Source organism: Streptomyces sp. 351MFTsu5.1, from assembly GCF_000383655.1.
Taxonomy (GTDB): domain Bacteria; phylum Actinomycetota; class Actinomycetes; order Streptomycetales; family Streptomycetaceae; genus Streptomyces; species Streptomyces griseorubiginosus.
The window spans coordinates 96,840-119,015 of record NZ_KB911775.1; the positions used below are offsets into that span (position 1 = coordinate 96,840).

Genomic DNA, 22,176 nt, shown 5'->3' on the forward strand with positions numbered 1-22,176 from the left:
CGGTGGGAGCCGGTGGGGGTGCCGCCGCTGGGCCGCCGGAGGGGTTCGCAAGGGCTGGTTACCCTTCGAGGGTGACCATTCAGGACTTCGCCACGTACATCGCCGGTCTCCCACGGGTCCTCGCCGGTGCCGCCGCCCTCTTCCGTGACGCGGAGGGACGGGTGCTGCTCGTCGAGCCCAACTACCGGGAGGGCTGGGCGCTTCCGGGCGGTACGGTCGAGTCCGACGAGGGCGAGACCCCGCGTCAGGGCGCGCGCCGCGAGACCGCGGAGGAGATCGGCCTGGACCGCGAACTCGGGCGCCTGCTGGCGGTGGACTGGGTGCCCGGTACGCAGGCCCGGCCGCCGCTGGTCGCCTACCTGTACGACGGCGGAGTCCTCGCCGACAGCGACTTCAAGTCGATCCGCCTCCAGGAGGAGGAGCTGCTGTCCTGGCGCCTCGTCCCGCGCGAGGAACTCACCGACCACCTTCCGGGCGCCCTCGGCCGCCGAGTCGTGACCGCGCTGGACGTCCTGGCGGAAGGGTCCGGGGCGGTGGAACTGGAGAACGGGCACCGGGTGGGCTGATCCACCAGGCCGGGCCGGTAGACCGAATCCCGGGTTCAGAGCGTCGTCCTCGCCCCCGTCCGAGCCCCGCCACTCGGCCCCGACAAGCCCCTCCTGACACTGCTTGCCCATCGCCGTCACTCCCTGAATCCGCGCCCGGACGCTGTGTATTTCAAAAAAGGTCCGGACGCCACTGCACGTTCGGCGCGCCCCGTGCCACTCACGTGTGGAGGCAACAGGCAGTCGCCTCACCCGGCAGCGGCCGGCGGCGGTGCCACGCGGCAGCGACGCCCGACAGCCGCCTGAGACCGGGCTCGGAACGAACGGGGGGAGGAGACCGACCGTGGACAGTTCGCCGAGTCGGGACGCCATGAGGTTCACCGTCGGACCGACGGCACACCCCTTGGCGTCCCGCGGACCCGGCCTCCTTCCGCGATATCGCGAACTCCAGCGTTTGTTCGAAATCGAACAGCCCGCGTTCCGATGTCGCCCCCGAACCGATCACCAGCGCACCAGAACCCGAACTGACTCACGGTTTAAGGAACTTGCGGTCGAACGCCGCCATCCGCATCACACGATGCCTCTTGGTCATGTCACTCCTTTGCATCAGGTGTGCATGACCATTGAGGAGGGATGCACGGTGGGGCGTCGACAGGGACCGAGTGGCGACGACTTCGACAGCTTCTTCCGGCGGGAATACCGGAAACTGGTCGGGTTTCTTCGATGGATCGGCGCCTCGCAGGAGGAAGCGGAGGACTCGGCGCAGACCGCAATGCTCAAGGCGCTCGAAAAGTGGACCGAGATCGAACATCCGCGAGCATGGGTCCGCACCGCCGCCGAGCGGCACTTCCTGCGCTCCGCGGTCCGGGACCTCGACGCCCCCACCCGGGCGATCAGGGGAGGCTGGGGCGTCAGCGAGGAACTCGCCTCTCCCGAATCGCCGTCGAGGGACGAGGAACAGTCGGTCCTCGTACTCCTGGGCAAACTCGGCTACAAGCAGCGACAGGTGATGGCCTATTACATCGACGGATTCGGCCCGACGGAAATAGCCGACCTCATCGGCGACAACCCGGCCACGGTCCGGTCCAACCTGCGGTCGGCAAGAATCAACCTCGATCGCATTCTTCAGGAAAGCAACGCTGCGGTCGAAGGACACGGCAGTAAGGAGGAACGATGAGCACCCGTAACGACGACAACATCGCCGCGACGATTCATGATCTCCTTACATCGATCGGCGCACACGCTCCGGGCCCCGGGCTGGAAGACGGCGGTGTGGGACATCGGATCCAGGATTTCCGGGATGCGCTGGACGCGCGGATCGAGACGGAGATCTCGGACACCGAGGTCGATCAGAAACTCCTGGAGATCAAGGTGGAGGCGGCTCGTCGAGCCGTGCTCCGGGATCACGAGTCGGGGAGCACTGCACTTCAGGAGTTCCTCAACCTGGCCTCGGCGGCGGAACGTGACGGGGGTAGGCCGAAGCGGCGTCCCCCGCGGACACCGCCGGCCCGGGCCGGCAGAAGGCACTGGTGGTTCCGGCTGGGGACAGCCCTGCTGGTCGCACTGCTCGGCCTGGGGCTCACGCCACTGGGGCAGGGATTCCTGCCCCAGTGGCGTGACATCTTGCTTCCGAGTGTCGCTCTCGGCGTGTCCGGGCCCGCCGTCCTGCTCACGGTCATCCATGTCCGAGGGCTGCGCGAGCGCCGGACGGAAGACCTCCGGCCCGAGGCGCTGACGGCAGACGACTCCGGACGGCTCGCGGAGGCCGACAGCCCTGCGCCCCTGCGTAGAGGCCGGCGCGCCCTGGACGTGATCGTCTCTCTGTCGTTGCTGTGGACATCCCTTCCGATGCTCTTGGCCGCCACGGCCGGAATTCGGATGACGTCGGTGGGGCCCACGCTGGTCCGACGTCCCCGGGTGGGAGCCGGAGGGCGCCTCTTTCATCTGTACGACTTCAGAACTCAGGACAGCACGGGGAACAAGACCCGGGTCGGCGCGCTGCTACAGGAGTCCGGTCTGGACGCGTTGCCACGTCTGTGGAACCTGCTCCGTGGCGATGTCACCCTGCTCGGACCACCGGCCGAGCATCCGGCGATGGCCGAGGCCTACCCCGAGAAATACCGCTGGGTGTTCGCGTGCCGTCCTGGAATCGTCGGACCGTTGTGGAACGAACCGGTCGGACCCGATGCTGGTCTGCCGAAAGGCTCGGATGCCTGGCGCTATTACCTAGACATTGTGGTACCGCACCGCGTCACAGCGAACAGAGCCTTTTACGAGGGTCTTTCCGGACTGATGACCGGACGCCTCGTGGCCCGGATGCTGTTCGGCTCCAATCCCTTCATCAGCAATCCCGATCCGGCCCGAGGCCACCGCCTGGCACATCAGCATCAGCTCTGCCTCACCGTGTGGCGGTGACCCCGGGGTCACGGTCTAACGAACGGCCGCGAATATCATGAGAAGCATGATCACCACTGCGAGGCCCAGGCCACCGGCCACACAGGTGATCACGACCGACCCGGTGGCAGCATAAGCACTGGCCACGCTGACGGTGACCGAACTGAAAGTCGCTCCGACCGATCCAGGGGTGATCTTCGAACGCGCGGAATTCCCGTTTGTTTTCTGGCGGTTGACGGCCTTTTCCATGCCGACCCTCTCCAAGGGGTACAGATCGCGGCTCGGGTCCTCGACCGACCCGGGCCGCGATTTCTTGCTTGTTGCAAGTGAGTGACGCGGGCCCGTCGTTATGTGCAACGCCCGACGGCACCGAGCCGGAACTCGCGAACTTGTTATACGCGGCGGCGGGCCGACGGCACTCCGGATATCCGCTGGCCCTCGCCGAGCCGCCGCCCTACCCTCGCCACCATGACCAAGCCCCTCGTCGCGATCCTCAGCGGTGCCGGTATTTCCACCGACTCCGGGATCCCCGACTACCGTGGTCCGAACGGGCTGTGGCGCAAGGACCCCGAGGCCGAGAAGCTCGTGACGTACGACTACTACATGGGCGACCCGGAGATCCGCCGTCGCTCGTGGCAGATGCGGCGCGCGAACGGGGCCCTCGACGCCGAGCCGAACGCCGCGCATGTGGCGGTCGCCGAGCTGGAGAGGTCCGGGGTCCCGGTGCGGGTGATCACGCAGAACGTGGACGGGCTGCACCAGCTCGCCGGGATGCCCGCCCGCAAGGTCCTCGAACTGCACGGCACCGCACGCCAGGTGGTGTGCACGACGTGCCAGGTGCGCGGGCCGATGGAGGACGCGCTGCGCAGGGTCGAGGCCGGTGAGCCGGACCCGCCGTGTCTGTCCTGCGGCGGCGTCCTGAAGCCGGCGACCGTGATGTTCGGGGAGCGCCTGGACCCGGTCGTCCTCGGCCAGGCGGCCGCCATCAGCAAGGCCTGCCAGATCTTCGTCGCCGTCGGAACCACGCTCCAGGTCCAGCCGGCGGCGGACCTCGCGGGAGTCGCCGCCGACCACGGCGCCCGGCTCGTCGTCGTCAACGCGGACCCGACGCCGTACGACGACCGCGCGGACGAGGTGATCCGAGAGCCGATCGGGACGGCACTGCCGGAACTCCTGCACAGGATCCCGGCGTTCGGGCGCCCGTGACCGAAAACGGCCCGGCGGCGGGGCTTGGGACCCCTACCGCGAGCACTACCCGATGACACGGAGCACGGAGTCACCGATCGGCCCCAGCCAGGCCGCCAAGGAGGTGAGAGCTCCGGCGAGGGTCCCGCCGGCGGTGACGGCCGCACCCGCGGCGGTCACCAGCCTGGTGATCCGCACCAGACGGTCGGCCATGGTGGGGCGGTCCGGAGCAGGGGAGGCGAGTTCGGCGTCGAGGGACTCGACCTCGGTGTTCACCTGCCGCGCGACATCGGGCGGCAGGGCGAGCCGGTCGAGTTCCGTACGCAGCACCCCGAGCATGGCACGCGGATCCGCGGTCGCCGCGAACTGACCGTGCTGGCCGCCGTGGATGGTCTGGTCGCCGGCGACGTTGTTGATGTTGCCCTGTTGGCTGCCGATGTTGAAGGTCACCGGATGTCCTCTCCCGTGAGTCACTGGCGGCGCACGGCCGCGTCGAACGAGCGTTGACGCGAGGCGGCGACGATGTGCATCACCAGCCCGGTCATCATCAGGACCGAGCCGATGCCGGCGGCCACCCAACCCAGAAGGAACACCGGGAAGCCACCGATCTCCGCGCCGAACATGTCTCCCGGATCGGGCCATTCATCGGGGTTGTCGGACACCGGCTCCCCGATACGGCCCATGAATCGCAGAAGTCCGTAGGCGAAGACAGCGCAGCCGATCAGGCACAGGACGAACCCGAACAGAATGACTCTTCGGGCTCTGGTGCGAGCTGCCGCGATCTGCCGGAGAAAGCTCTCCTGTCTCTGGTCGACGTACTGGTGACCGCCCACATTGTTGATGTTGGCCCCGTACTGCCGACCCACGTCGAATCGCGGGGCGCTGCCCACCGTCGGCATCATCACGGTGCCCTGTGCGGCTTCGCGCTCTCGCGCGGCACCTTCCGGCCATTCGTAGCGGATGCTCACGCTTCCCAGGGTGAGCACATCACCGTCGTGCAGGGCCTGCGGGGCGGCGAGCGGGCGGTCGTTCACCGACGTGCCGTTGGCTGAGCCGAGGTCTTCCAACACCACATCCGCGCCCGAGCGGCTCAGGATCGCGTGTCTCCCGCTCACATACGGATCGTCTATCCGGATGTCGCAGCCGGGATCCCTCCCGAGCACCGATCTCGCGGCGGACAGGCGAAGCGGGGATCCGTACAGACGCGAGGGACGAATGAAAGTGAGCTGGGGACCGGAGCGATCTGGAGAAGTCGCCATGATCCCACCCCCGTGAGGAGTGGACGGAGGATTCGTACTGTCTCGTACTGTCCATGGCGGTTGAGGCATAAACCACCACATAACGTGCCATTCATCACCATAATACACCGCCGGGCAGGGAGTGCCGCGCGGACTCCCTGCCTCGCGGTGCCGCTCAGAACAGCGCCGCGCCCCGCTCGAAGTCCAGCAACCGCCGCTTCCGGTCCAGCCCCCCGCCGTACCCCGTGAGGCCGCCGTCCGCTCCCACGACCCGGTGGCAGGGGAGGATGATGCCGATCGGGTTCTTGCCGTTGGCGAGGCCGACCGCCCGGGAGGCGTTGGAGTTGCCGAGGGTGTCGGCGAGTTGGCCGTAGCTGCGGGTCTCGCCGTACGGGATCCGGCGGAGCTGCTGCCAGACTGCGGCCTGGAACTCCGTTCCGTGCAGCCGTAGTTCGAGGGTGAACTCCTTCAACTCGCCCGCGAAGTAGGCGTCCAGCTGTTCCTCGGCCTCACCGAAGGGACTCGCGTCCGGCACACCGAAGGACTCCTCCGGTGGACGGTGGCGCTGGTCGGTCATGTAGAGGCCGCAGAGGACGCCGTCGTCGGCGACGAGGGTCAGCGGGCCGTAGGGGCTGTCGATCACGGTGTGCTGCTTCACGGAACATCCTCACACGGGAAGGAAGTTGATCGGGTGGCTGTCGGTCGCCCACAGGTACTGGACCGCGTACGCCCGCCAGGGCCGCCAGGCCGCGGCGCGGGCCGTGAGCGCGGCCGGGGTGGAGGGCAGGCCGAGTTCCCGGGCGGCACGGCGGATTCCGAGGTCGGTCGGGAGGAAGGCGTCCGGGTCGCCGAGGGCGCGCATGGCGATGATGTCGGCAGTCCAGGGGCCGAAGCCGGGCAGCGAGAGCAGCCTGGCCCGGGTGTCCGACCAGTCGCTCTCGACGCCCAACTGGAGCGTGCTGTCGGCCAGTTGCTGCACCAGGGTGGTGAAGGTGGTCCGGCGGGTGCGGGGCATCGCGAGTGAGGCCGGGTCGAGCGTGGCCAGGGCCTCGGGCGTGGGGAAGAGGTGGGTGAGACCGCCCTCCGGGTCGTCCACCGGCTCGCCGTGTGCGGTGACCAGGCGGCCCGCATGGGTGCGGGCCGCCGCCGTGGAGACCTGCTGCCCCAGCACAGCCCGGACGGCGAACTCCGCCTCGTCCACCGTGCGCGGGACGCGCCTGCCGGGCGCCTTGTCCACCAGCGGGGCCAGCACCGGGTCCCCGCGCAGTTGGTCGTCGATCGCGACCGGATCGGCGTCCAGGTCGAGCATCCGGCGGCAGCGGCTGATGGCGACGGTCAGGTCCCGCAGGTCGCTCAGCCGCAACCGGCAGGCGATGTGGTCGGGCCGCGGGGCGAGGGCCACCACACCGTGTCCGTACGGCAGTCGCAGCGTGCGTCGGTAGGCGCCGTCCCGCCACTCCTCCACACCCGGGACGGCGGTCGCCGCGAGGTGGCCGAAGAGGTTGTCGGGGTTGAGGGGGGCGCGGAACGGCAACCGCAGGTTCAGCACTCCGGGTGTGCCGGGACCGGCCGCCCCCGGCACCGGGTCCGCCACCGCGGTCGCCGCCGCCCTCCCCCGCACCCGGGTACGCAGCTCGCTCGGGGACAGCGCGAAGACCTCGCGCACGGTGTCGTTGAAGGTGCGGATCGCGGAGAAGCCGGCCGCGAAGGCGACGTCCGCCATCGGGAGCGGGGTGGTCTCGATGAGGATCCTCGCCGTCTGGGCGCGCTGGGCGCGGGCGAGCGCGAGCGGGCCCGCGCCGAGTTCGGCGAGCAGCTGGCGTTCGATCTGCCGGGTGCTGTAGCCGAGCCGGGCGGCGAGGCCCGGTACGCCCTCGCGGTCGACCACCCCGTCGGCGATCAGCCGCATCGCGCGGGCCACCAGGTCGGCCCGCTGGTTCCACTCGGGCGAGCCCGGGCTGGTGTCGGGCCGGCACCGCTTGCAGGCCCGGAAACCCGCCTGCTGGCAGGCCGCCGCGCTCGGATGGAACGTCATGTTCTCGGGCTTGGGCGGGACGACCGGACAGCTCGGCCGGCAGTAGATGCGGGTCGTCAGAACAGCCGTGAAGAACCAGCCGTCGAACCGTGCGTCCTTGGACTGCACGGCGCGCACACAGCGCTCGGTCTCGGTGTACATCCCCGTCTGCATACGTCCAGCATGGGCCACCGCCCGGGCCCGGGCTGGCGAGAATCCGACATCAACCTCGCCCAGCAGGGCCGGGGCCTGGGCCCGGGCCGGTCCGGCGCGCTCAGCCTCGCAGATCCCGGCCCCGTCCGGGCCGCCACGCGGACTCGCGCAGCAGCCGCAGCCCGTTCAGCCCGACGAGCACCGTCGAGCCCTCGTGCCCGGCGACGCCGAGCGGCAACGGGAGGTGGCCGAGGAGGTCCCACAGGACGAGTCCGGTGATGAAGGTCCCCGCGATCACCAGGTTCTGGACCACCAGCCGGCGGGCGGTCCGGGACAGCCGTACGACCGCGGCGACGGTCGCGAGCTCGTCGCGCACCACGACCGCGTCCGCCGTCTCCAGCGCCAGGTCGGAGCCCGCCCTGCCCATCGCGACGCCGGAGTGGGCGGCGGCGAGCGCGGGCGCGTCGTTGACGCCGTCACCGACGAACAGCACCTTGCGCCCGGCGTCCTGAAGCTCCCGTACGGCCTCCACCTTGTTCTCGGGCAGCAGGTCCGCGCGGACGTCCGTGAGCCCGGTGGCCCCGGCGACCCGGGCGGCGGCCCGCGCGTTGTCCCCGGTGAGCAGGACGGGGGCGGTACCGGTCAGGGCGGTGAGCGCGGCGGTCATGGCGGGGGCGCCGGAGCGCAGCCGGTCGGAGAGGGCGAGGGTCCCGAGCGGGACACCGTCCCGGGTCACCAGGACGACGGTGTCCCCGTCCGCGGGCACACGACCGGGGCCGGAGATGTCCTCCGGGCCCGTCCGGCCGACCTCGATCTCGCGGCCGTCCACCACCGCCGTCACCCCACGCCCCGGCGCGGCCACGAAGTCCGTCGCGTTCTCGATCCGCATCCCCCTGGCCCGTGCCGCGCCGACGATCGCCCGGGCCAGCGGATGCTCGCTGGGGTGCTCGGCCGCGGCGGCCAGGGCGAGCAGTTCGTCCTCGTCGAGGCCGGCCCCCGGCAGCGGTCGTACGGCCGTCACCTCCGGCGCTCCCTCGGTCAGCGTGCCCGTCTTGTCGAGGGCCACCGCGTCCACCTCCCCGAGCCGCTCCATCGCGACCGCGGACTTGACCAGGACGCCGTGCCGGCCGGCGTTGGCGATGGCGGAGAGGAGGGGCGGCATGGTCGCGAGGACGACCGCGCACGGCGAGGCGACGATCATGAAGGTCATCGCACGGAGCAGCGCGTCGGCGAGGTCGGCGCCGGACAGCAGGGGCACCCCGAACACGGCGAGGGTGGCGGCCACGATCCCCACCGCGTACCGCTGCTCGACTTTCTCGATGAACAGCTGGGTGGGCGCCTTGGTGCGGGACGCCTCCTCCACGAGCGTCACGATGCGGGCGATGACGGAGTCGGCGGGGTCGCGCCCGACGCGGACGCGCAGCGCTCCGGTGCCGTTGAGGGTGCCGGCGAAGACCTCGTCGCCGGGGCCCTTGGCGACCGGCAGGGGTTCGCCGGTGATGGTGGCCTGGTCGGCCTCGCTCGCCCCGTCCACCACCACTCCGTCGGCGCCGATGCGCTCGCCAGGGCGGACCAACAGGACGTCCCCCACGGCGAGTTCGGCTGTCGGGACCGTCTCCTCGCCGTCCCGCGTCACCCGGGTCGCCAGGGTGGGCGCGAGGTCCAGCAGGCCGCGCACCGAGTCGGCCGTACGGGCGGTGGCCAGGGCTTCCAGGGCGCCCGACGTGGCGAAGATGACGATCAGCAGGGCGCCGTCCAGGACCTGCCCGATCGCGGCCGCTCCCAGTGCCGCCACGATCATCAGCAGGTCGACGTCCAGGGTCCGCTCGCGCAGCGCCCTGAGCCCTTCCAGGGCCGGCTCCCAGCCGCCGGTCGCATAGGCGACGGCGTAGAGCGGGCCGTACGCCCACCACGGCATGCCGCTCAGGTCCAGCGCCAGGCCGAGCAGGAACGCGACGGTCGAGGCCAGCGCCCAGCGGGCCTCGGCCAGGGCGAGGATGCGGGTGCGGTGCCGGGGTGCCTGGTGTGCGGTCGGGGGGACACGGACAGGGGTGAGAGTCGTGGACACCCCGGCACCATACAGGAACACATGAAGACTCATTCATTCGTTCATGCGTGATGGGTAAGATACCGCCCATGGGTCATGGAGCCGTCACCACCACCGACGAAGAGCGCGTGCGCCTGGACGCGGCCAATGTCGCCAAGGTGGCCACCACGCTCCAGGCCCTCTCCACGCCGTCCCGGCTGCTGATCCTCGCGAGGCTGCGCGAAGGGCCGCTGCCCGCCACGGAGTTGGCCGCCGAGGTGGGCATGGAGCAGTCGGCGTGCTCGCACCAGCTGCGCCTGCTGCGCAACCTGGGTCTTGTCGTGGGAGAGCGCCAGGGCCGGTCGGTGGTGTACGCGCTGCACGACCACCATGTCGCCGAACTCCTCGACCAGGCCGTCTACCACGTGGAGCATCTGAGGCTGGGGCTCAGCGACCCGGCCGAGGCGGAAACAGAGTGAGGCGCCCCTGAACGGGACGCCTCACTCCTCGCACGCCGCGTGCTTCCTGTCGTGTCAGTTGGTTGCCGTCGGCCGCCGCGAGGTTGCCGTGGCGTAGCTCACATCCGTAAGGGGCCGCAGCCGGTAGGTGTAGGCGTAGTCACGGTCGGCGAACAGCTTGTACTCGTCGTGGGTGTGCGCGCCCCAGCTGTTGTCACCGCCGACACCCATCTGCCGGTGGTTCACCCTGAGGACCACGGCGTCGCGCGGGGTGAGCTGGTAGTCGTGGCGCACCCCGTTGGACAGGTCCTCCGGGGTGAAGTGCGAGGCGTTGACCTCCAGCAGCGGCTCGCCGGAGACCAGCAGCCCCACACCGTCGCGACCGGTCAGCGCGGCCCAGCGCACGTCGGTCTTGTTGCCGTTCTCCTGCGGGCGGATGTAGGGCGTCCACTGCTCGGCCACGGTCCCGGACCAAAGACCCACGTCCGTACCGTCGTTGCGGTCCCAGTGGTTCTCCTCGGGGCCGCGTCCGAACCAGTGCAGCCGGTCGAGCGCGCGCGGCAGGAACAGGATCGTCCCGACCTCCGGGATGTACGGCAGTGAACTCGCCCCCGGGTGCAGGGTGTTGTCCACCTTGATCTCGCCGTTGCCGAAGACCGTGTAGGTCGTGGTGTACGACGACTCGGTGGTCGTCGGCAGGGTGCCGCTCACCTTGATCTCGACGGCCCGCTCCCCCACCGCCCGCACGCTGACGCCGGTCACCGTGCGGTGGGCGCCGGCGTCGCGCCAGGTCTGGTTGCGGACGTGCTGCCCGTTGCCGTGGTCGTTGTCGGTGGGCGCCCGCCAGAAGTTGGGCACGGGACCGGAGGTGAGGAGCCGGGTGCCGTGGGCCCGGTACGACGTGATGGTTCCGCTGCCCTTGTCGACGACGAGGGAGAAGTCCTTGCCGTTGACGGCCACTTGGGCGGAGGTGTCCTTGTACGTCAGCGCCGGCACCTCCGCGAGCGGCACCGGAGTCACCGCCGGGCTTCCCGCGTCCACCGCGAGCTGCTGTGCGGCGACCTCGAAGCCTGACCGGGCCCAGGGCGTGGACTCCCTGGTGGTGAAGGAGAGCCGGAGGAAGTACTCGGTGCCGGGCGCGGGGGCGCTCGGGAGCCGGTACGGCACAGTGATGTCCTTGCTCGACAGCGGGGCCACGTTCAGCTGGTCCCGGGTGAGCCTGCCGCGCTGGACGACCTTGCCATCGGCGGACAGCGTCCAACTGCCCTCGTATTCGCGGAGGTTGGTGAAGAGGTACTCGTTGGTGAGGGTCACCGCCGTCCCGCCCGGGGCCCAGCTCGCCTGGATCGCCTGGTAGATCCGCTTGACCTCGGCGGCCTTGCCGGTGTGGCCGCGATCGGCGGTGACGATGCCGTCCGCGACGAAGGCACCGTCGTTGGGGTTGTCGCCCCAGTCGCCGCCGAACGCGAAGAAGGTCTTCTGCGCGGCCCGCTTCTCCGTGAGCCCCACGGTCGCCGCGTCGAACCAGAAGCGCACGCCTTCGTCGCCGGGTCCCCGGCTGTCGGAGGCCAGTTCGGCGGCGCTCAGGGCCCGGGCGTAGACGCGCGCCTTCCTGATCGTGCCGCTGAACTCCCTGGTGGGGTTGTCGACATCGACGGCCAGCGCGAGCGGGGCGGTGGTGCGGCTTGGCTTCTGGGTGGTGGTCCGGGTGGCCCTGACCTGGCCGTCGACATGGAGGGTCAGGGTGCCCGCGGCCGCGTCGAAGACCCCGGCCACGTGGTGTTCCCGGCCCGTCCAGTCGTCCGGGAGCGCCCAGGTGGCGGTGATCCACTGGCCGCCGCCATAGATGAAGAACTCCAGTGTCCTGTCGGACTGTTTGAGGGCGTACTGGGTGTCGCCCTTGGCGATGATGGGCTGGTGATAGCCCGTCACCTTCGGGGTGACCCAGGCCTCCAGGGTCAGCGAGCCGGTGAGGTCGAGGCGGGGGTCGCGGGCGAAGACGGTGGCCCCGGAGACCCCCTTGTCCCGGTCGAACCGGGCGCTCGCGGGCAGGACTTCACCCGTCAGCGCGCCCGGGCCGCTCTCGGTGAGCAACTGCCGCACCGGAACGGGCTCGGTGAGGGACTGGTCGACGAAGTCCCAGATCCAGCCGCCCTGGAGAACGGGATAGCGGCGGATGATGTCCCAGTACTTCTTGAAGTTGCCGTTGGAGTTTCCCATCGCGTGGCAGTACTCGATCATCACGTACGGCCGGGTGTCGGCGGTGTTCCTGGCGTGCTGCTCGACCCGTGCGGGACTGTCGTACATCTCCGAGCGGATGTCGCTGATGGTGGGCCGGTCGTCGCCCTCGTACTGGACGACACGGGTGGGGTCGTACGACTTGATCCAGTCGCGCATGTTCACGAAGGTGCTGCCGCCGCCGGCCTCGTTGCCCAGTGACCAGATGACCACCGAGGCGTGGTTCTTGTCGCGGTGGACCATGTTCTGGGCGCGGGCCACGCAGGCCCTGCTCCAGTCGGGGTGGTCGCCGGGGTACTCGCCGCGGATGCCGTGGGTCTCCAGGTTGGTCTCGTCGACGAGGTAGAGGCCGTACTCGTCGGCGAGTTCGAGCCACTGCGGGTTGTTGGGGTAGTGCGAGGTGCGCACCGAGTTGATGTTCAGCCGCTTGATGATCGTGATGTCCTTCACGAGGTCCGCACGGGTGAGCGCGGTGCCGCGGTCGGGGTGCATCTCGTGACGGTTGGTGCCGCGGAAGGAGACGGGCCTGCCGTTGATGCGCATGAGCCCGTCCTTGAGCGCGAACTCCCGCAGTCCGACCCGGTGCGAGAGCGTCTCGATCACTTTGCCCGCGGGATCGCGCAGCCGCAGGACGGCGGTGTACAGGTTCGGGTGCTCGGCCGACCACAGCTTCGGCGAGGGCACGGCTTTCGACGCCTGTACGGTCGTCTCGGCGCCGGCGTCGAGGGTCACGGCCTGCTGGAGGGGCCGGGACCAGACGGCGTGGCCGCCGCTGTCGTAGAGCTGGGTCTCGACCGTGTAGCGGCCCGCGTCGCCGCCGCCGTAGTCGCGGACGCTCGCGGTGACGGAGAGCTGCGCGGAGGTGTAGTCGTCGCCGAGGGGGGTGTCCAGCTTGAAGTCGCGCAGGTGCACGGCCGGGGTGGAGTACAGGTAGACGGAGCGGAAGATGCCGCTCAGCCGGATCATGTCCTGGTCCTCCAGCCAGTCGCCGTCGGAGTAGCGGTAGACCTCGACGGCTATCTGGTTGGTGCCGGGCTTCAGATGCGGGGTGATGTCGTACTCGGCGGCCGTGTAGGAGTCCTCGTGGTAGCCGACGAGTGCGCCGTTGATCCACACGTAGTGCGCCGACTTGACGCCCTCGAAGTGCAGGAAGGTCCGCCGCCCCGACCAGTCCTTCGGCACGGTGAAGGTGCGCCGGTACTGGCCCACGGGGTTGTAGCGGGTGGGAGCGGCGGGCGGCTGGGCTTCCTCGCCCAGGCCGTTGGGGCCCCACCAGGGATAGGTGATGTTGATGTAGATCGGGAAGTCGTAGCCATGCACCTGCCATGCCGAAGGGACGGGGATGGTGTCCCAGTCCCTGTCGTCCACGTCGGTGCGGTAGAAGTCGGTGTCACGGTCGGCGGGCCGGTCGGCGTAGGCGAACTTCCACCTGCCGTCGAGACTCAGCCGGTACGGCGAGCGGGTGCGGTCGGCGGCCAGCGCCTGGCCCACGGTGGCGTACGGCATCAGGGTGGAGTGCGGGGGCTCGGTTCCCACCCGGAAGAGGTCGATGGCGCCGTTCCACTCCGGGGAACCGTCCACCGCGTGGCCGCGGCCGGCCAGGGGACCGGAGGAGAGGGCGAGGGCGCCCAGGACGGCCGCCCCTCCCTCCAGCAGGCGCCTGCGGCTGATGGGGGCGGGCAGGTACGGGTGGGGCATGAGCGGAACCTTCCTCGGGACGACAGTGCGGTGTACGTACTGAGGGAGCGTCAATTCCTGTGCGCTAATGGTGACTTTGAGGCACAGGATGCGACTCAACCTAGATCCCGAAGGCCCGCCAGGCAATGACTTGGCAATGACTGTGCAGGATTCTGTGAGGTCCTGGGGACATGACGACAGGCGGCACCCCCGCGTGTGATCACGCGGGGGTGCCGTGGTGCGGTGCGGTGTTGCCGGTGGTGTTGCCGGTGGATCAGGTGGCCGGCAGCTCCGGCAGGGCGGGCACCTCCGGCAGGGCGGGCAGCGAGGGCAGGCCGCCGCCCAGGAGTCCGGTCACGGCCCCGAGCACGTCCCCCAGGAGTCCTGTGACCGCACTCAGAATGCCGCCCAGGTCCAGCGAGGTCAGCGAGCCGAGGAGGTCGTCGACCGTGGACTGGAGCGAGGCCAGGAGGTCGGAGACCGGGTCGGCGGCGGCGACCGCGGACCGGTCGGTGGCGCTCAGCCGCCGCAGCTCCTGCTGGACCCGCGCGCTGGCGGCCGCCACGGCCTTGGCGTGGGTGGCCACACTGTCCGCGTCGAGGGTGGTGGCGTCCAGCGCCGTGACGTCGGTGACCGCGTCCAGGAGCGGTGCGAGGACGGTGCCGTGCTCGGCACGGTCCAGTGCGTCGAGGCGGTCCACCAGGGTGGCCTGGTCGGACGGGGCGACCGGCTGCGACACCCCGGGATTCGACGCTGCGCGGCCCGCGTCGGTGACGGCGGCCGCGGTGCCGACCGGGCCCAGGATCAGCGCGGCACAGACCAGGGGCGGCAGGAGAAGGCCGCGGGAGACGAGGGGGCGCATGCACGTTCCTTTCGAAATGACTTCGTTGGCCCCACCGTGGGAAGCGCCCGCGTGGCGCGCAACCGGTCAGGTGACCCGCCCCTGCCCCGCACCTCCTGGCCGGACGGCTCTGACCAGGTATTTTCCTGAGACACAGGCCCGCTGTGCGCCCTTGGGCGCGTTCCGCCGTCAGGGGACTCGGATGTCAGTCGAGCTGCCGGGCGAACGCGTCGTACGCCTTCTCGTCGAACAGCACGAACCGGACCTCCTCGACCGTGGTCCCGGACTCCCGCACCGTCTCCACCGCGATCCGGGCGGCGTCGTCGATCGGCCAGCCGTAGATGCCGGCGGAGACGGCGGGGAAGGCGACCGTCCGGGCCCCGAGTTCGTCGGCGACGCGCAGGGACTCGCGGTAGCAGGAGGCCAGCAGCGCCGACCGGTCCTCCTCGTGGCTGTACCGGGGGCCGACGGTGTGGATCACCCAGCGCGCGTCCAGGTCGCCCGCCGTGGTGGCGACGGCCTGGCCGGTGGCGAGGCCCTTGCCGTAGTGCCCGGCGCGCAGCCTGCGGCACTCCGCCAGGATCGCGGGGCCGCCGCGCCGGTGGATGGCACCGTCGACGCCTCCGCCGCCGAGGAGGGAGGAGTTCGCGGCGTTGACGATCGCGTCGGCGCTCTCCCGCGTGATGTCGCCCTGGACGAGTCGGATGGTGGTCATGCACCCACTCTTCCAGCAGGGTGCGCTTCAGGTCGGCTCGGTGTGGGGCTTGTGCAAGGGGCCGGCTGCGCTTCAGGTCTCCTGCCGGAGCCGTCGCCACACGGCCTTCGCGGCATTGTGGCCCGACATGCCGTGCACACCGGGACCCGGTGGGGTCGCCGACGAGCAGATGAAGACGGCCGGGTGAGGAGTGCCGTAGGGGAAGAGGGAGAGCTTGGGGCGCAGCATGATCTGGAGGCCGGTGACCGCGCCGGAGCCGATGTCGCCGCCGACGTAGTTGGCGTTGCGGGCGGCCAGTTCGGGCGGTCCCGCGGTGGCGCGGGCGAGGACCCGGTCGCGGAACCCCGGTGCGAAACGCTCCAGTTGGCGCTCCAGGGCGTCGGTCAGATCGCCGGTCCAGCCGCTGGGGACATGGCCGTAGGCCCAGAACACGTGCTTTCCGTCGGGGGCCCGGCCCGGGTCCACGACACTCGGCTGCACGGTGATCATGAACGGCCTGTCGGGGGCCCGGCCCTCCCGGGACGCGGCCCGCAGCGCCCTGCCGATCTCCGCGCTGTTCGCACCGATCTGCACGGTGCCCGCGCTGCGCGCCTCCTTCGCGGTCCACGGCACCGGGCCGTCGAGGGCGTAGTCGACCTTGAAGACACCCGGGCCGTAGCGGTAGCCCTGGTAGTAGTCGCCGAAGCCGGCGATGCGGGCAAGCGCGGTGGGTGAGGTGTCGAAGACGTAGGCGCGCGCCGGTGGCAGGTCGTCCAGCCGCTTGACCTCGTAGTCGGTGTGCACGCTGCCGCCGAGGTCCTTGAGATACGCGGCGAGCGCGTCGGAGATGGACTGGGAGCCGCCGCGGGCGACGGGCCAGCCCCGGGCGTGTGCCGCGAGGGCGAAGACCAGGCCGATGGCACCGGTGGCGAACCCGCTGAGCGGGGCCATGACATGCGCGACCAGGCCGGCGAACAGGGTCTTGGCCCGCTCGTCGCGGAAGCGGCGCATCAGCAGGGTCGACGGGGGCAGTCCGGCGAGGCCGAAGCGGGCCAGGGTGACCGGGTCGCGGGGCAGCGCGGTCAGGGGCAGGGACATGAAGTCGTGGACCAGGGTGTCCCACTTGGGCAGGAACGGCTCGACGAGCCTTCGGTACGTCCCCGCGTCACGCGGTCCGAAGGAGGCGGCCGTCTCGGCGACCGACCTCGACAGGACGGCGGCGGTGCCGTCGGTGAACGGGTGCGCCATGGGCAGCTCCGCGTGCAGCCACTCCAGTCCGTAGCGCTCCAGGGGCAGCGCGCGGAACGCCGGGGAGTTGATGCCGAGGGGGTGGGCCGCGGAACAGGGGTCGTGCCGGAAACCGGGGAGGGTCAGCTCCTCGGTGCGGGCGCCTCCGCCCAGGGTGTCGCGGGCCTCGAAGACGGCCACGGAGAAGCCGCGCCGGGCCAGCTCCACGGCGGCCGTCAGTCCGTTCGGCCCCGCACCCACCACGACCGCATCGAGCATCGACGGCACCTTCGGACCCCTTCGTCAGCCGATGGCCAGAGGATCAGGATATGCCGGGGGACCGACAGTCCTGGGGTTCGGGGGCAATTCGGGAGGGGTCTCCGGGCCCTCGGGGGGAGGGCTGGAGGGCGGTGAGCCCGGGTTTCCGTGCGCGGGCGGTGAGCCCGGGTTTCCGTGCGCGGGCGGTGAGCCCGGGTTTCCGTGCGCACCCCCGTCAGCAGCCTCCCTCAGTCCTCCCCGTCAGCCCTCCCCCGCCAGCACCCCCCGAATCCTCCTCGCCGTCGCCGCGTCCCGGGCCGCGGTGAAGGGCAGGGTGTTGCCTCCCGTGACGCGGAAGGGCTCGCCGGTGAGGGTCAGATGGGCGCCGCCCGCCTCCTCGACCAGCAGCAGGCCCGCCGCGTGGTCCCAGGCCGCCTCCCAGGAGAACGCGGTCGCGTCCAACTCCCCGCGGGCGACGGCGAGATACTCCAGCCCCGCCGAGCCGCACGCGCGCGGTGCGACGCCGTCCGTCCACAGCCTCCGCAGCCCGCGCTTCTGGTCCTCCGTCGTGTAGTCCGGGTGGGAGGTGGCCACTTGGAGGTCCCGGCCCGGTTCGGGGGCGCCCGCGTGCAGCCGCTCGCCGTCGAGGAACGCGCCCCGGCCCCGTATCGCCGTGGCCAGTTGGTCGCGCGCCGGCGCGTAGGTCCAGGAGGCCAGCAGGACACCGCTCTTCGCCAGCGCGACCAGCATGCAGAAGCCGGGGTCGCCGTGCACGAACTGCCGGGTGCCGTCGACGGGGTCGACGATCCAGACGGGGGCGTCGCCCTGTATCGCCTCGTACGAGGCCGGGTTGGCATGCACCGCCTCCTCCCCGACCACGGCCGAGCCCGGCAGCAGGGCGCCGAGCGCCTCGGTGAGGTACCGCTCGGCGAGCCGGTCGGCGTCCGTCACCAGGTCGTGCGGACCCGCCTTCTGGTCGACCTCGTGTGCGGCGAGCCGCCGGAAGCGAGGCATGACCTCGGCCGCGGCCGCCTTGCGCACCGCCTCTTCCACGTCGCCGGCGTGCAGGTCGAGAAACTCGTCGATGGTTTCCGTGTCTCCGATCATGAGTCCATGAGAGCACGCGGGACTGACAAACCCCACCCGCCCGATGGACGCTGTACGGAATCACCGTGAACACCGGGTGCCGGGGACGCCGTTCACTCGCACCGCCCCGTCCCCGCCACCGCACGCACCCCCAAAGGCCCGCCCCGGTCATCGCCCCACCGCGTACCCCTGCATCCCGCGCGGGTTCGCCCCGGCCGACAGCACCCCCGTCTCCGGGTCCCGCGCCACCGCGCACAGCCTGCCCTCCGACCACGCGTCCGCCACCGTCACGTCATGCCCCCGCCGCCGTAGCTCCGCGACCACCTCGGGAGAGGTCCTGGCCTCCACCGTGACGCTCCCGGGCCGCATGCCGCGCGGGTAGAAGGAGCCGGGGAAGCTGTCGTTGTGCCAGTTCGGGGCGTCGATCGCGCCCTGGAGGTCGAGGCCGCCGCGGACCGGGGCGCGCAGGGCGAGGGCCAGGAAGAAGTGGAGCTGCCACTGGTCCTGCTGGTCCCCGCCGGGCGTGCCGAAGGCCAGGACGGGCACACCGTCGCGCAGGGCGATGGAGGGGGTGAGGGTGGTGCGGGGGCGGCGGCCCGGTGTGAGGGAGTTCGGCAGGCCCTCGTCCAGCCAGGTCATCTGGAGCCGGGTGCCCAGCGGGAAGCCCAGTTCGGGCACGACCGGATTGGACTGGAGCCAGCCTCCGCTGGGCGTGGCGGCGACCATGTTGCCCCAGCGGTCGACGACGTCGAGATGGCAGGTGTCGCCCCGGGTCGTGCCGTCGGGGCCGACCTCGGGCTCGCCCGGCACGGGGTGGGTCGCGGGCTCGCCCGGCACGGGGGACGTGGGGTTCTTCGCGACCGTGGGCTCGCCGACGCCCATCGGGCTGAACCCGGGCTCGTCGGTGACGACCACGCGCGCGTGTGCGCTGAGCCGCGGCTCGCGCCCCCCGGGGCTGCCCGGCCGCAGCTCGTGCGAGGCCCTGTCGCCCACGAGGGCGCGCCGGCCGGCGTTGTACTCCGCCGAGAGCAGCTCCTTCAGCGGCACCTCGGCCGCGTCCCCGTACCAGGCCTCCCGGTCGGCCATGGCCAGCTTGCAGCCCTCGACCAGCAGATGGACGTACTCCGCGGACCCGTACCGGGGCAGCTCGGGCGGCAGCAGGGCGAGCTGCTGGAGGAGGACCGGGCCCTGACTCCAGGGGCCGGCCTTGCACAGGGTCCAGCCGTTCCAGTCGTACGTCGCCGGCGCCTCGTAACTCGCCGACCACCCGGCGAGGTCGGCGGCCGTGAGCGTGCCGGTGTGGCGCGTGCCGCTGGTGTCGAGGGTGGGCCGCCGGGCCTGCCGTACGAGCGCCTCGGCGATGAATCCGGTACGCCACACCGCGCGGGCCGCGTCGATCTGCGCGACCCGGTCCCCCGCGTCCGCCACCTCGTCGACCAGCCGCCGCCAGGTGGCGGCCAGGGCGGGGTTGCGGAACAGCTCACCGGGCCGCGGGGCCTTGCCGCCCGGCAGATAGACCTCCGCCGACGAGGTCCACTCCGTCTCGAACAGCTCCCGCACGCTCTCCACCGTCGCGCCGACGTTCTCCACGGGGGCATGCCCGTCCTCGGCGTACCCGATGGCGTACCGGAGGACGTCGGCGAGGGACCTGGTGCCGTGGTCGCGCAGGAGCAGCATCCAGGCGTCGAAGGCGCCGGGTACGGCGGCGGCGAGGGGTCCGGTGCCGGGCACAAGGTCCAGGCCGAGTCCCCGGTAGTGGGCCACGGTCGCCCCGGCCGGTGCGACGCCCTGTCCGCACAGCACCCGCACCTCGCCGCCGGCCGGCGCGAGCAGGATCGGCACCTCACCGGCGGGGCCGTTCAGGTGCGGCTCGACGACGTGCAGCACGAACGCGCCGGCCACCACGGCGTCGTAGGCGTTGCCACCGTCCTCCAGCACCGCCATCGCCGACTGCGAGGCCAGCCAGTGGGTGGAGGACACCATGCCGAAGGTGCCCTGGAGGGTCGGCCGGGTGGTGAACGACATCTCTCACCTCGCGCATCGGGCCCGCCTCGGCCGGTCCGAAGCGGTCGCCTGCGGGGATCCTTTCATCCCCCACCGACCTGTCTACGAAGTCTTTGCGAGTGCACGAGAACTCCATGAACCACCCACCACCTGCACGGAGTCCCTTTTGCCCGGCTGCTGGGACCGCCGGTAACCCCGAGTTCACCGGCCTGCCCTTCCTCCGCGTTCTACGCGCGTGGTGCGATGCGAACGCCCGCGCTCCCCCACGTGGGCCCCAACTCGACCAGGAGTCACGCATGTTGTCGAAGGTCCTCGCCCGCACGGGTGTCACGCTCGCCGCCGGCGCCGCCGTACTCGCCGCCTCCGTCCCCGCCAACGCCGCGACCTACACCGCCTTCGCCTTCTCGCGCAGCGGTACCACGCAGCCCACGATCTACGACTTCATCGACTCGGCCACCACGTCCCTCGACATGACCATGTACGAGCTGGAGGACACCACGGCCGTCAACGACCTGATCGCCCTGAAGGCCAAGGGCGTCACCGTCCGGGTCGTGCTGGACCGCGCGCACCAGAACGCCAACAGCTCCGCCTACACCGCACTGACCAACGCCGGTGTAGGCGTGGTGTGGTCGCCGTCGAGCTTCGTCTACACGCACCAGAAGACGATCACCGTGGACGGCGCCAAGTCACTTGTCCTGACCGGCAATCTGACCTCCCAGTACTACGCGACCGGCCGCGACTACGGGGTGTTCACCGACGACAGTCGCGATGTCGCCGCAATCGAGAAGGTGTTCGCCGCGGACTACGCCGGCACCTCGGTCACCCCCACCGACGGCGACCATCTGCTCTGGTCGCCCACGGACTCCCGCAACCGGCTGCTGGCCGTGGTGAACGCGGCCACGAAGACGCTCGACGTCGAGGAACTGGAGTTCAGCGACAGCGCGGTGGTCGACGCGATAGCGGCACGCGCGAAGGCGGGGGTGAAGGTGAGGGTGGTGCTGGAGACGCCGGGCGACTACGCGAGCGAGGTCTCCGAGATCAAGGCGGCTGGCGGCACGGTCGTCGGGTACTCCGATCCGAACGGCTTCTACATCCACGCCAAGGCCATGGTCGCCGACTACGGCCTCGCCACCCAGGAGGTGGAGGCGGGCTCCATGAACCTGAGCAGCAACTCCCTCACCGCCAACCGGGAGTTGGGCATCATCCTCACCGGCACCGGGGTGGCCCAGTCCGTGGCCACCACGGTCGAGACCACCTTCAGCAGCGACTACTCGGGCGGTACGGCCGCGTAGTGACCGGCGGGCAGGCGGTCACCGAGGCCGTCTGCCCGCCGTGAGCAAATGCCCGCTCGTTCCCAGCAGTGCAGGCTCGGACTCGATGTGCCGGCAGGCCGCGAGGACCGTCTCGCGCCGCCCGGGGTCGTCCAGCCAGTCCTCGACGCCGTCCATCAGCCAGGCGACGCCTTCGACGCCGTACTGGCCCTCGGCAGAAAGCCCCGCCTCGGCGAACTCCCGCGTCACCTCGTCCGGTTGGGCGAAGTGGGCGACGGTGAAGAAGCCGCCCTCCTGGTAGGGGTGCCTGCCGTCCGCGAGGACCGCGTCGGTGTGGGCGCGGACCGACGGGGTGAAGTAGTGCTCCCCGCGCAGCAGGTCGTGGAGTTGCGCGTACCGGTTGATGGTGGCGGCGACCACCAGCCCGCCGGGCCGGACCACTCGCTCCGCCTCGGCCAACGCCCGTACCCGGTCGGCCCGTTCGGTCAGGTGGTACAGCGGGCCGAGCAGCAGCACCACGTCGTACGAGGCGTCGGCCTCGGTCAGTTCGCGGGCGTCCCCGAGGCGTGCGGTCACCCCCGGGAGCCGCGCGGCCTGTTCGACGTGCAGCGGTACGGGGTCGACGAGGTGCACCCGGTGTCCGTCCTGGGCGAGCCACTCCGCGTGCACCCCGCTGCCGCCTCCGACGTCCAGCACGCGTGCGGGCGCGGCGGGCAGCAGTCGCCGCAGCACGTCCTGGGTGCGCCAGAACTCCAGCCGCCCTGCCGGGGCACCACCGTCCCTGAGGCGAGCGTCCCCCTTGCCCTGGGCGTAGTAGGCGAGGATCTCTTCACGCACCCGCGGTGCCGTCCCGGTCATCGTCTCAGA

Annotated in this window: 19 protein-coding genes; 6 read left to right on the top strand and 13 right to left on the bottom strand. The window is 71.0% G+C overall.

All coding sequences use genetic code 11. The features are described from left to right. Nucleotides 1-71: 71 nt before the first annotated feature. The 3 genes from H295_RS0100455 (at nucleotide 72) to H295_RS0100465 (ending at nucleotide 2,960) form a co-directional block, all read left to right on the top strand. A complete protein-coding gene (locus H295_RS0100455) occupies nucleotides 72-566 on the top strand; it encodes an NUDIX domain-containing protein (RefSeq protein WP_020133369.1) in 495 nt (164 codons plus the stop codon). A 595-nt stretch (nucleotides 567-1,161) separates the two neighbouring features. Next, nucleotides 1,162-1,722 (top strand): RNA polymerase sigma factor, encoded by a 561-nt coding sequence (locus H295_RS45110; protein WP_158690999.1) that lies wholly within the window; start codon nucleotides 1,162-1,164, stop codon nucleotides 1,720-1,722. Next, a complete protein-coding gene (locus tag H295_RS0100465) occupies nucleotides 1,719-2,960 on the top strand; it encodes a sugar transferase (RefSeq protein ID WP_020133371.1) in 1,242 nt (413 codons plus the stop codon). Before H295_RS45110 ends, H295_RS0100465 begins: the two co-directional genes overlap by 4 nt. A gap of 15 nt (nucleotides 2,961-2,975) precedes the next feature. Here the strand turns inward: H295_RS0100465 and H295_RS47065 are convergent, their stop codons facing one another. Beyond that, nucleotides 2,976-3,188, bottom strand: a complete 213-nt coding sequence (locus H295_RS47065; protein ID WP_158691000.1) for a hypothetical protein — start codon at nucleotides 3,186-3,188, stop codon at nucleotides 2,976-2,978. Between the two features lie 219 nt (nucleotides 3,189-3,407). Between H295_RS47065 and H295_RS0100475 the strand changes: the two genes are divergently transcribed. Beyond that, on the top strand, nucleotides 3,408-4,145 hold the full coding sequence (locus H295_RS0100475; protein ID WP_020133372.1) for an SIR2 family NAD-dependent protein deacylase: 738 nt from the start codon (nucleotides 3,408-3,410) through the stop codon (nucleotides 4,143-4,145). A gap of 45 nt (nucleotides 4,146-4,190) precedes the next feature. Here the strand turns inward: H295_RS0100475 and H295_RS0100480 are convergent, their stop codons facing one another. The 5 genes from H295_RS0100480 to H295_RS0100500 form a co-directional block, all read right to left on the bottom strand. Continuing rightward, a complete protein-coding gene (locus H295_RS0100480) occupies nucleotides 4,191-4,574 on the bottom strand; it encodes a hypothetical protein (RefSeq protein WP_020133373.1) in 384 nt (127 codons plus the stop codon). 20 nt (nucleotides 4,575-4,594) lie between these two features. Beyond that, nucleotides 4,595-5,464 carry an FHA domain-containing protein gene (locus H295_RS44595; RefSeq protein ID WP_078616528.1) on the bottom strand — a complete coding sequence of 290 codons (870 nt, stop codon included), beginning with the start codon at nucleotides 5,462-5,464 and terminating at the stop codon, nucleotides 4,595-4,597. Nucleotides 5,465-5,537: 73 nt separating this feature from the next. Continuing rightward, complete coding sequence (locus H295_RS0100490) at nucleotides 5,538-6,020, bottom strand: methylated-DNA--[protein]-cysteine S-methyltransferase (RefSeq protein ID WP_020133375.1); 483 nt, start codon at nucleotides 6,018-6,020, stop codon at nucleotides 5,538-5,540. Between the two features lie 9 nt (nucleotides 6,021-6,029). Next, entirely contained in the window at nucleotides 6,030-7,550 is a 1,521-nt protein-coding gene (locus H295_RS0100495) for an AlkA N-terminal domain-containing protein (RefSeq protein ID WP_020133376.1), read from the bottom strand. A 100-nt stretch (nucleotides 7,551-7,650) separates the two neighbouring features. After that, complete coding sequence (locus H295_RS0100500) at nucleotides 7,651-9,630, bottom strand: heavy metal translocating P-type ATPase (protein WP_199788544.1); 1,980 nt, start codon at nucleotides 9,628-9,630, stop codon at nucleotides 7,651-7,653. A gap of 35 nt (nucleotides 9,631-9,665) precedes the next feature. Here H295_RS0100500 and H295_RS0100505 point away from each other — a divergent pair, with 35 nt between their 5' ends. After that, entirely contained in the window at nucleotides 9,666-10,034 is a 369-nt protein-coding gene (locus H295_RS0100505; protein WP_028808904.1) for an ArsR/SmtB family transcription factor, read from the top strand. A 54-nt stretch (nucleotides 10,035-10,088) separates the two neighbouring features. On the opposite strand, the gene H295_RS0100510 is transcribed toward H295_RS0100505, so the two are convergent. From H295_RS0100510 to H295_RS0100535, 6 genes are all read right to left on the bottom strand, one after another. After that, nucleotides 10,089-13,949, bottom strand: a complete 3,861-nt coding sequence (locus H295_RS0100510) for a glycoside hydrolase family 2 TIM barrel-domain containing protein (protein WP_020133379.1) — start codon at nucleotides 13,947-13,949, stop codon at nucleotides 10,089-10,091. A gap of 253 nt (nucleotides 13,950-14,202) precedes the next feature. Further along, nucleotides 14,203-14,790: a hypothetical protein gene (locus H295_RS0100515; protein ID WP_020133380.1), complete on the bottom strand. Its 588-nt coding sequence runs from the start codon at nucleotides 14,788-14,790 to the stop codon at nucleotides 14,203-14,205. Between the two features lie 184 nt (nucleotides 14,791-14,974). After that, nucleotides 14,975-15,484 carry an O-acetyl-ADP-ribose deacetylase gene (locus H295_RS0100520; protein WP_020133381.1) on the bottom strand — a complete coding sequence of 170 codons (510 nt, stop codon included), beginning with the start codon at nucleotides 15,482-15,484 and terminating at the stop codon, nucleotides 14,975-14,977. 72 nt (nucleotides 15,485-15,556) lie between these two features. Continuing rightward, nucleotides 15,557-16,969, bottom strand: coding sequence for a phytoene desaturase family protein (locus H295_RS0100525; protein ID WP_020133382.1), 1,413 nt, complete (start codon nucleotides 16,967-16,969; stop codon nucleotides 15,557-15,559). Nucleotides 16,970-17,209: 240 nt separating this feature from the next. Next, nucleotides 17,210-18,055: an inositol monophosphatase family protein gene (locus H295_RS0100530; RefSeq protein ID WP_020133383.1), complete on the bottom strand. Its 846-nt coding sequence runs from the start codon at nucleotides 18,053-18,055 to the stop codon at nucleotides 17,210-17,212. 147 nt (nucleotides 18,056-18,202) lie between these two features. Continuing rightward, nucleotides 18,203-20,059, bottom strand: coding sequence for a gamma-glutamyltransferase family protein (locus tag H295_RS0100535; RefSeq protein WP_020133384.1), 1,857 nt, complete (start codon nucleotides 20,057-20,059; stop codon nucleotides 18,203-18,205). Between the two features lie 275 nt (nucleotides 20,060-20,334). Here H295_RS0100535 and H295_RS0100540 point away from each other — a divergent pair, with 275 nt between their 5' ends. Further along, nucleotides 20,335-21,330 (top strand): phospholipase D-like domain-containing protein, encoded by a 996-nt coding sequence (locus H295_RS0100540; protein ID WP_020133385.1) that lies wholly within the window; start codon nucleotides 20,335-20,337, stop codon nucleotides 21,328-21,330. 18 nt (nucleotides 21,331-21,348) lie between these two features. Here H295_RS0100540 and H295_RS0100545 read toward each other — a convergent pair whose 3' ends face one another. Further along, nucleotides 21,349-22,167, bottom strand: a complete 819-nt coding sequence (locus H295_RS0100545; protein WP_020133386.1) for a class I SAM-dependent methyltransferase — start codon at nucleotides 22,165-22,167, stop codon at nucleotides 21,349-21,351. Between the last annotated feature and the right edge of the window lie 9 nt (nucleotides 22,168-22,176).

What these genes read in the sequence shown, in the direction of transcription:
- H295_RS0100495 (WP_020133376.1), bottom strand. Translation starts at nt 7,550, where the DNA reads ATGCAGACGGGGATGTACACCGAGACCGAGCGCTGTGTGCGCGCCGTG.
- H295_RS0100540 (WP_020133385.1), top strand. Translation starts at nt 20,335, where the DNA reads ATGTTGTCGAAGGTCCTCGCCCGCACGGGTGTCACGCTCGCCGCCGGC.
- H295_RS0100475 (WP_020133372.1), top strand. Translation starts at nt 3,408, where the DNA reads ATGACCAAGCCCCTCGTCGCGATCCTCAGCGGTGCCGGTATTTCCACC.
- H295_RS0100525 (WP_020133382.1), bottom strand. Translation starts at nt 16,969, where the DNA reads ATGCTCGATGCGGTCGTGGTGGGTGCGGGGCCGAACGGACTGACGGCC.
- H295_RS0100530 (WP_020133383.1), bottom strand. Translation starts at nt 18,055, where the DNA reads ATGATCGGAGACACGGAAACCATCGACGAGTTTCTCGACCTGCACGCC.
- H295_RS0100515 (WP_020133380.1), bottom strand. Translation starts at nt 14,790, where the DNA reads ATGCGCCCCCTCGTCTCCCGCGGCCTTCTCCTGCCGCCCCTGGTCTGT.
- H295_RS47065 (WP_158691000.1), bottom strand. Translation starts at nt 3,188, where the DNA reads ATGGAAAAGGCCGTCAACCGCCAGAAAACAAACGGGAATTCCGCGCGT.
- H295_RS0100520 (WP_020133381.1), bottom strand. Translation starts at nt 15,484, where the DNA reads ATGACCACCATCCGACTCGTCCAGGGCGACATCACGCGGGAGAGCGCC.
- H295_RS44595 (WP_078616528.1), bottom strand. Translation starts at nt 5,464, where the DNA reads ATGTGGTGGTTTATGCCTCAACCGCCATGGACAGTACGAGACAGTACG.
- H295_RS0100465 (WP_020133371.1), top strand. Translation starts at nt 1,719, where the DNA reads ATGAGCACCCGTAACGACGACAACATCGCCGCGACGATTCATGATCTC.
- H295_RS0100535 (WP_020133384.1), bottom strand. Translation starts at nt 20,059, where the DNA reads ATGTCGTTCACCACCCGGCCGACCCTCCAGGGCACCTTCGGCATGGTG.
- H295_RS0100545 (WP_020133386.1), bottom strand. Translation starts at nt 22,167, where the DNA reads ATGACCGGGACGGCACCGCGGGTGCGTGAAGAGATCCTCGCCTACTAC.
- H295_RS0100500 (WP_199788544.1), bottom strand. Translation starts at nt 9,630, where the DNA reads ATGAGTCTTCATGTGTTCCTGTATGGTGCCGGGGTGTCCACGACTCTC.
- H295_RS0100505 (WP_028808904.1), top strand. Translation starts at nt 9,666, where the DNA reads ATGGGTCATGGAGCCGTCACCACCACCGACGAAGAGCGCGTGCGCCTG.
- H295_RS0100510 (WP_020133379.1), bottom strand. Translation starts at nt 13,949, where the DNA reads ATGCCCCACCCGTACCTGCCCGCCCCCATCAGCCGCAGGCGCCTGCTG.
- H295_RS45110 (WP_158690999.1), top strand. Translation starts at nt 1,162, where the DNA reads ATGACCATTGAGGAGGGATGCACGGTGGGGCGTCGACAGGGACCGAGT.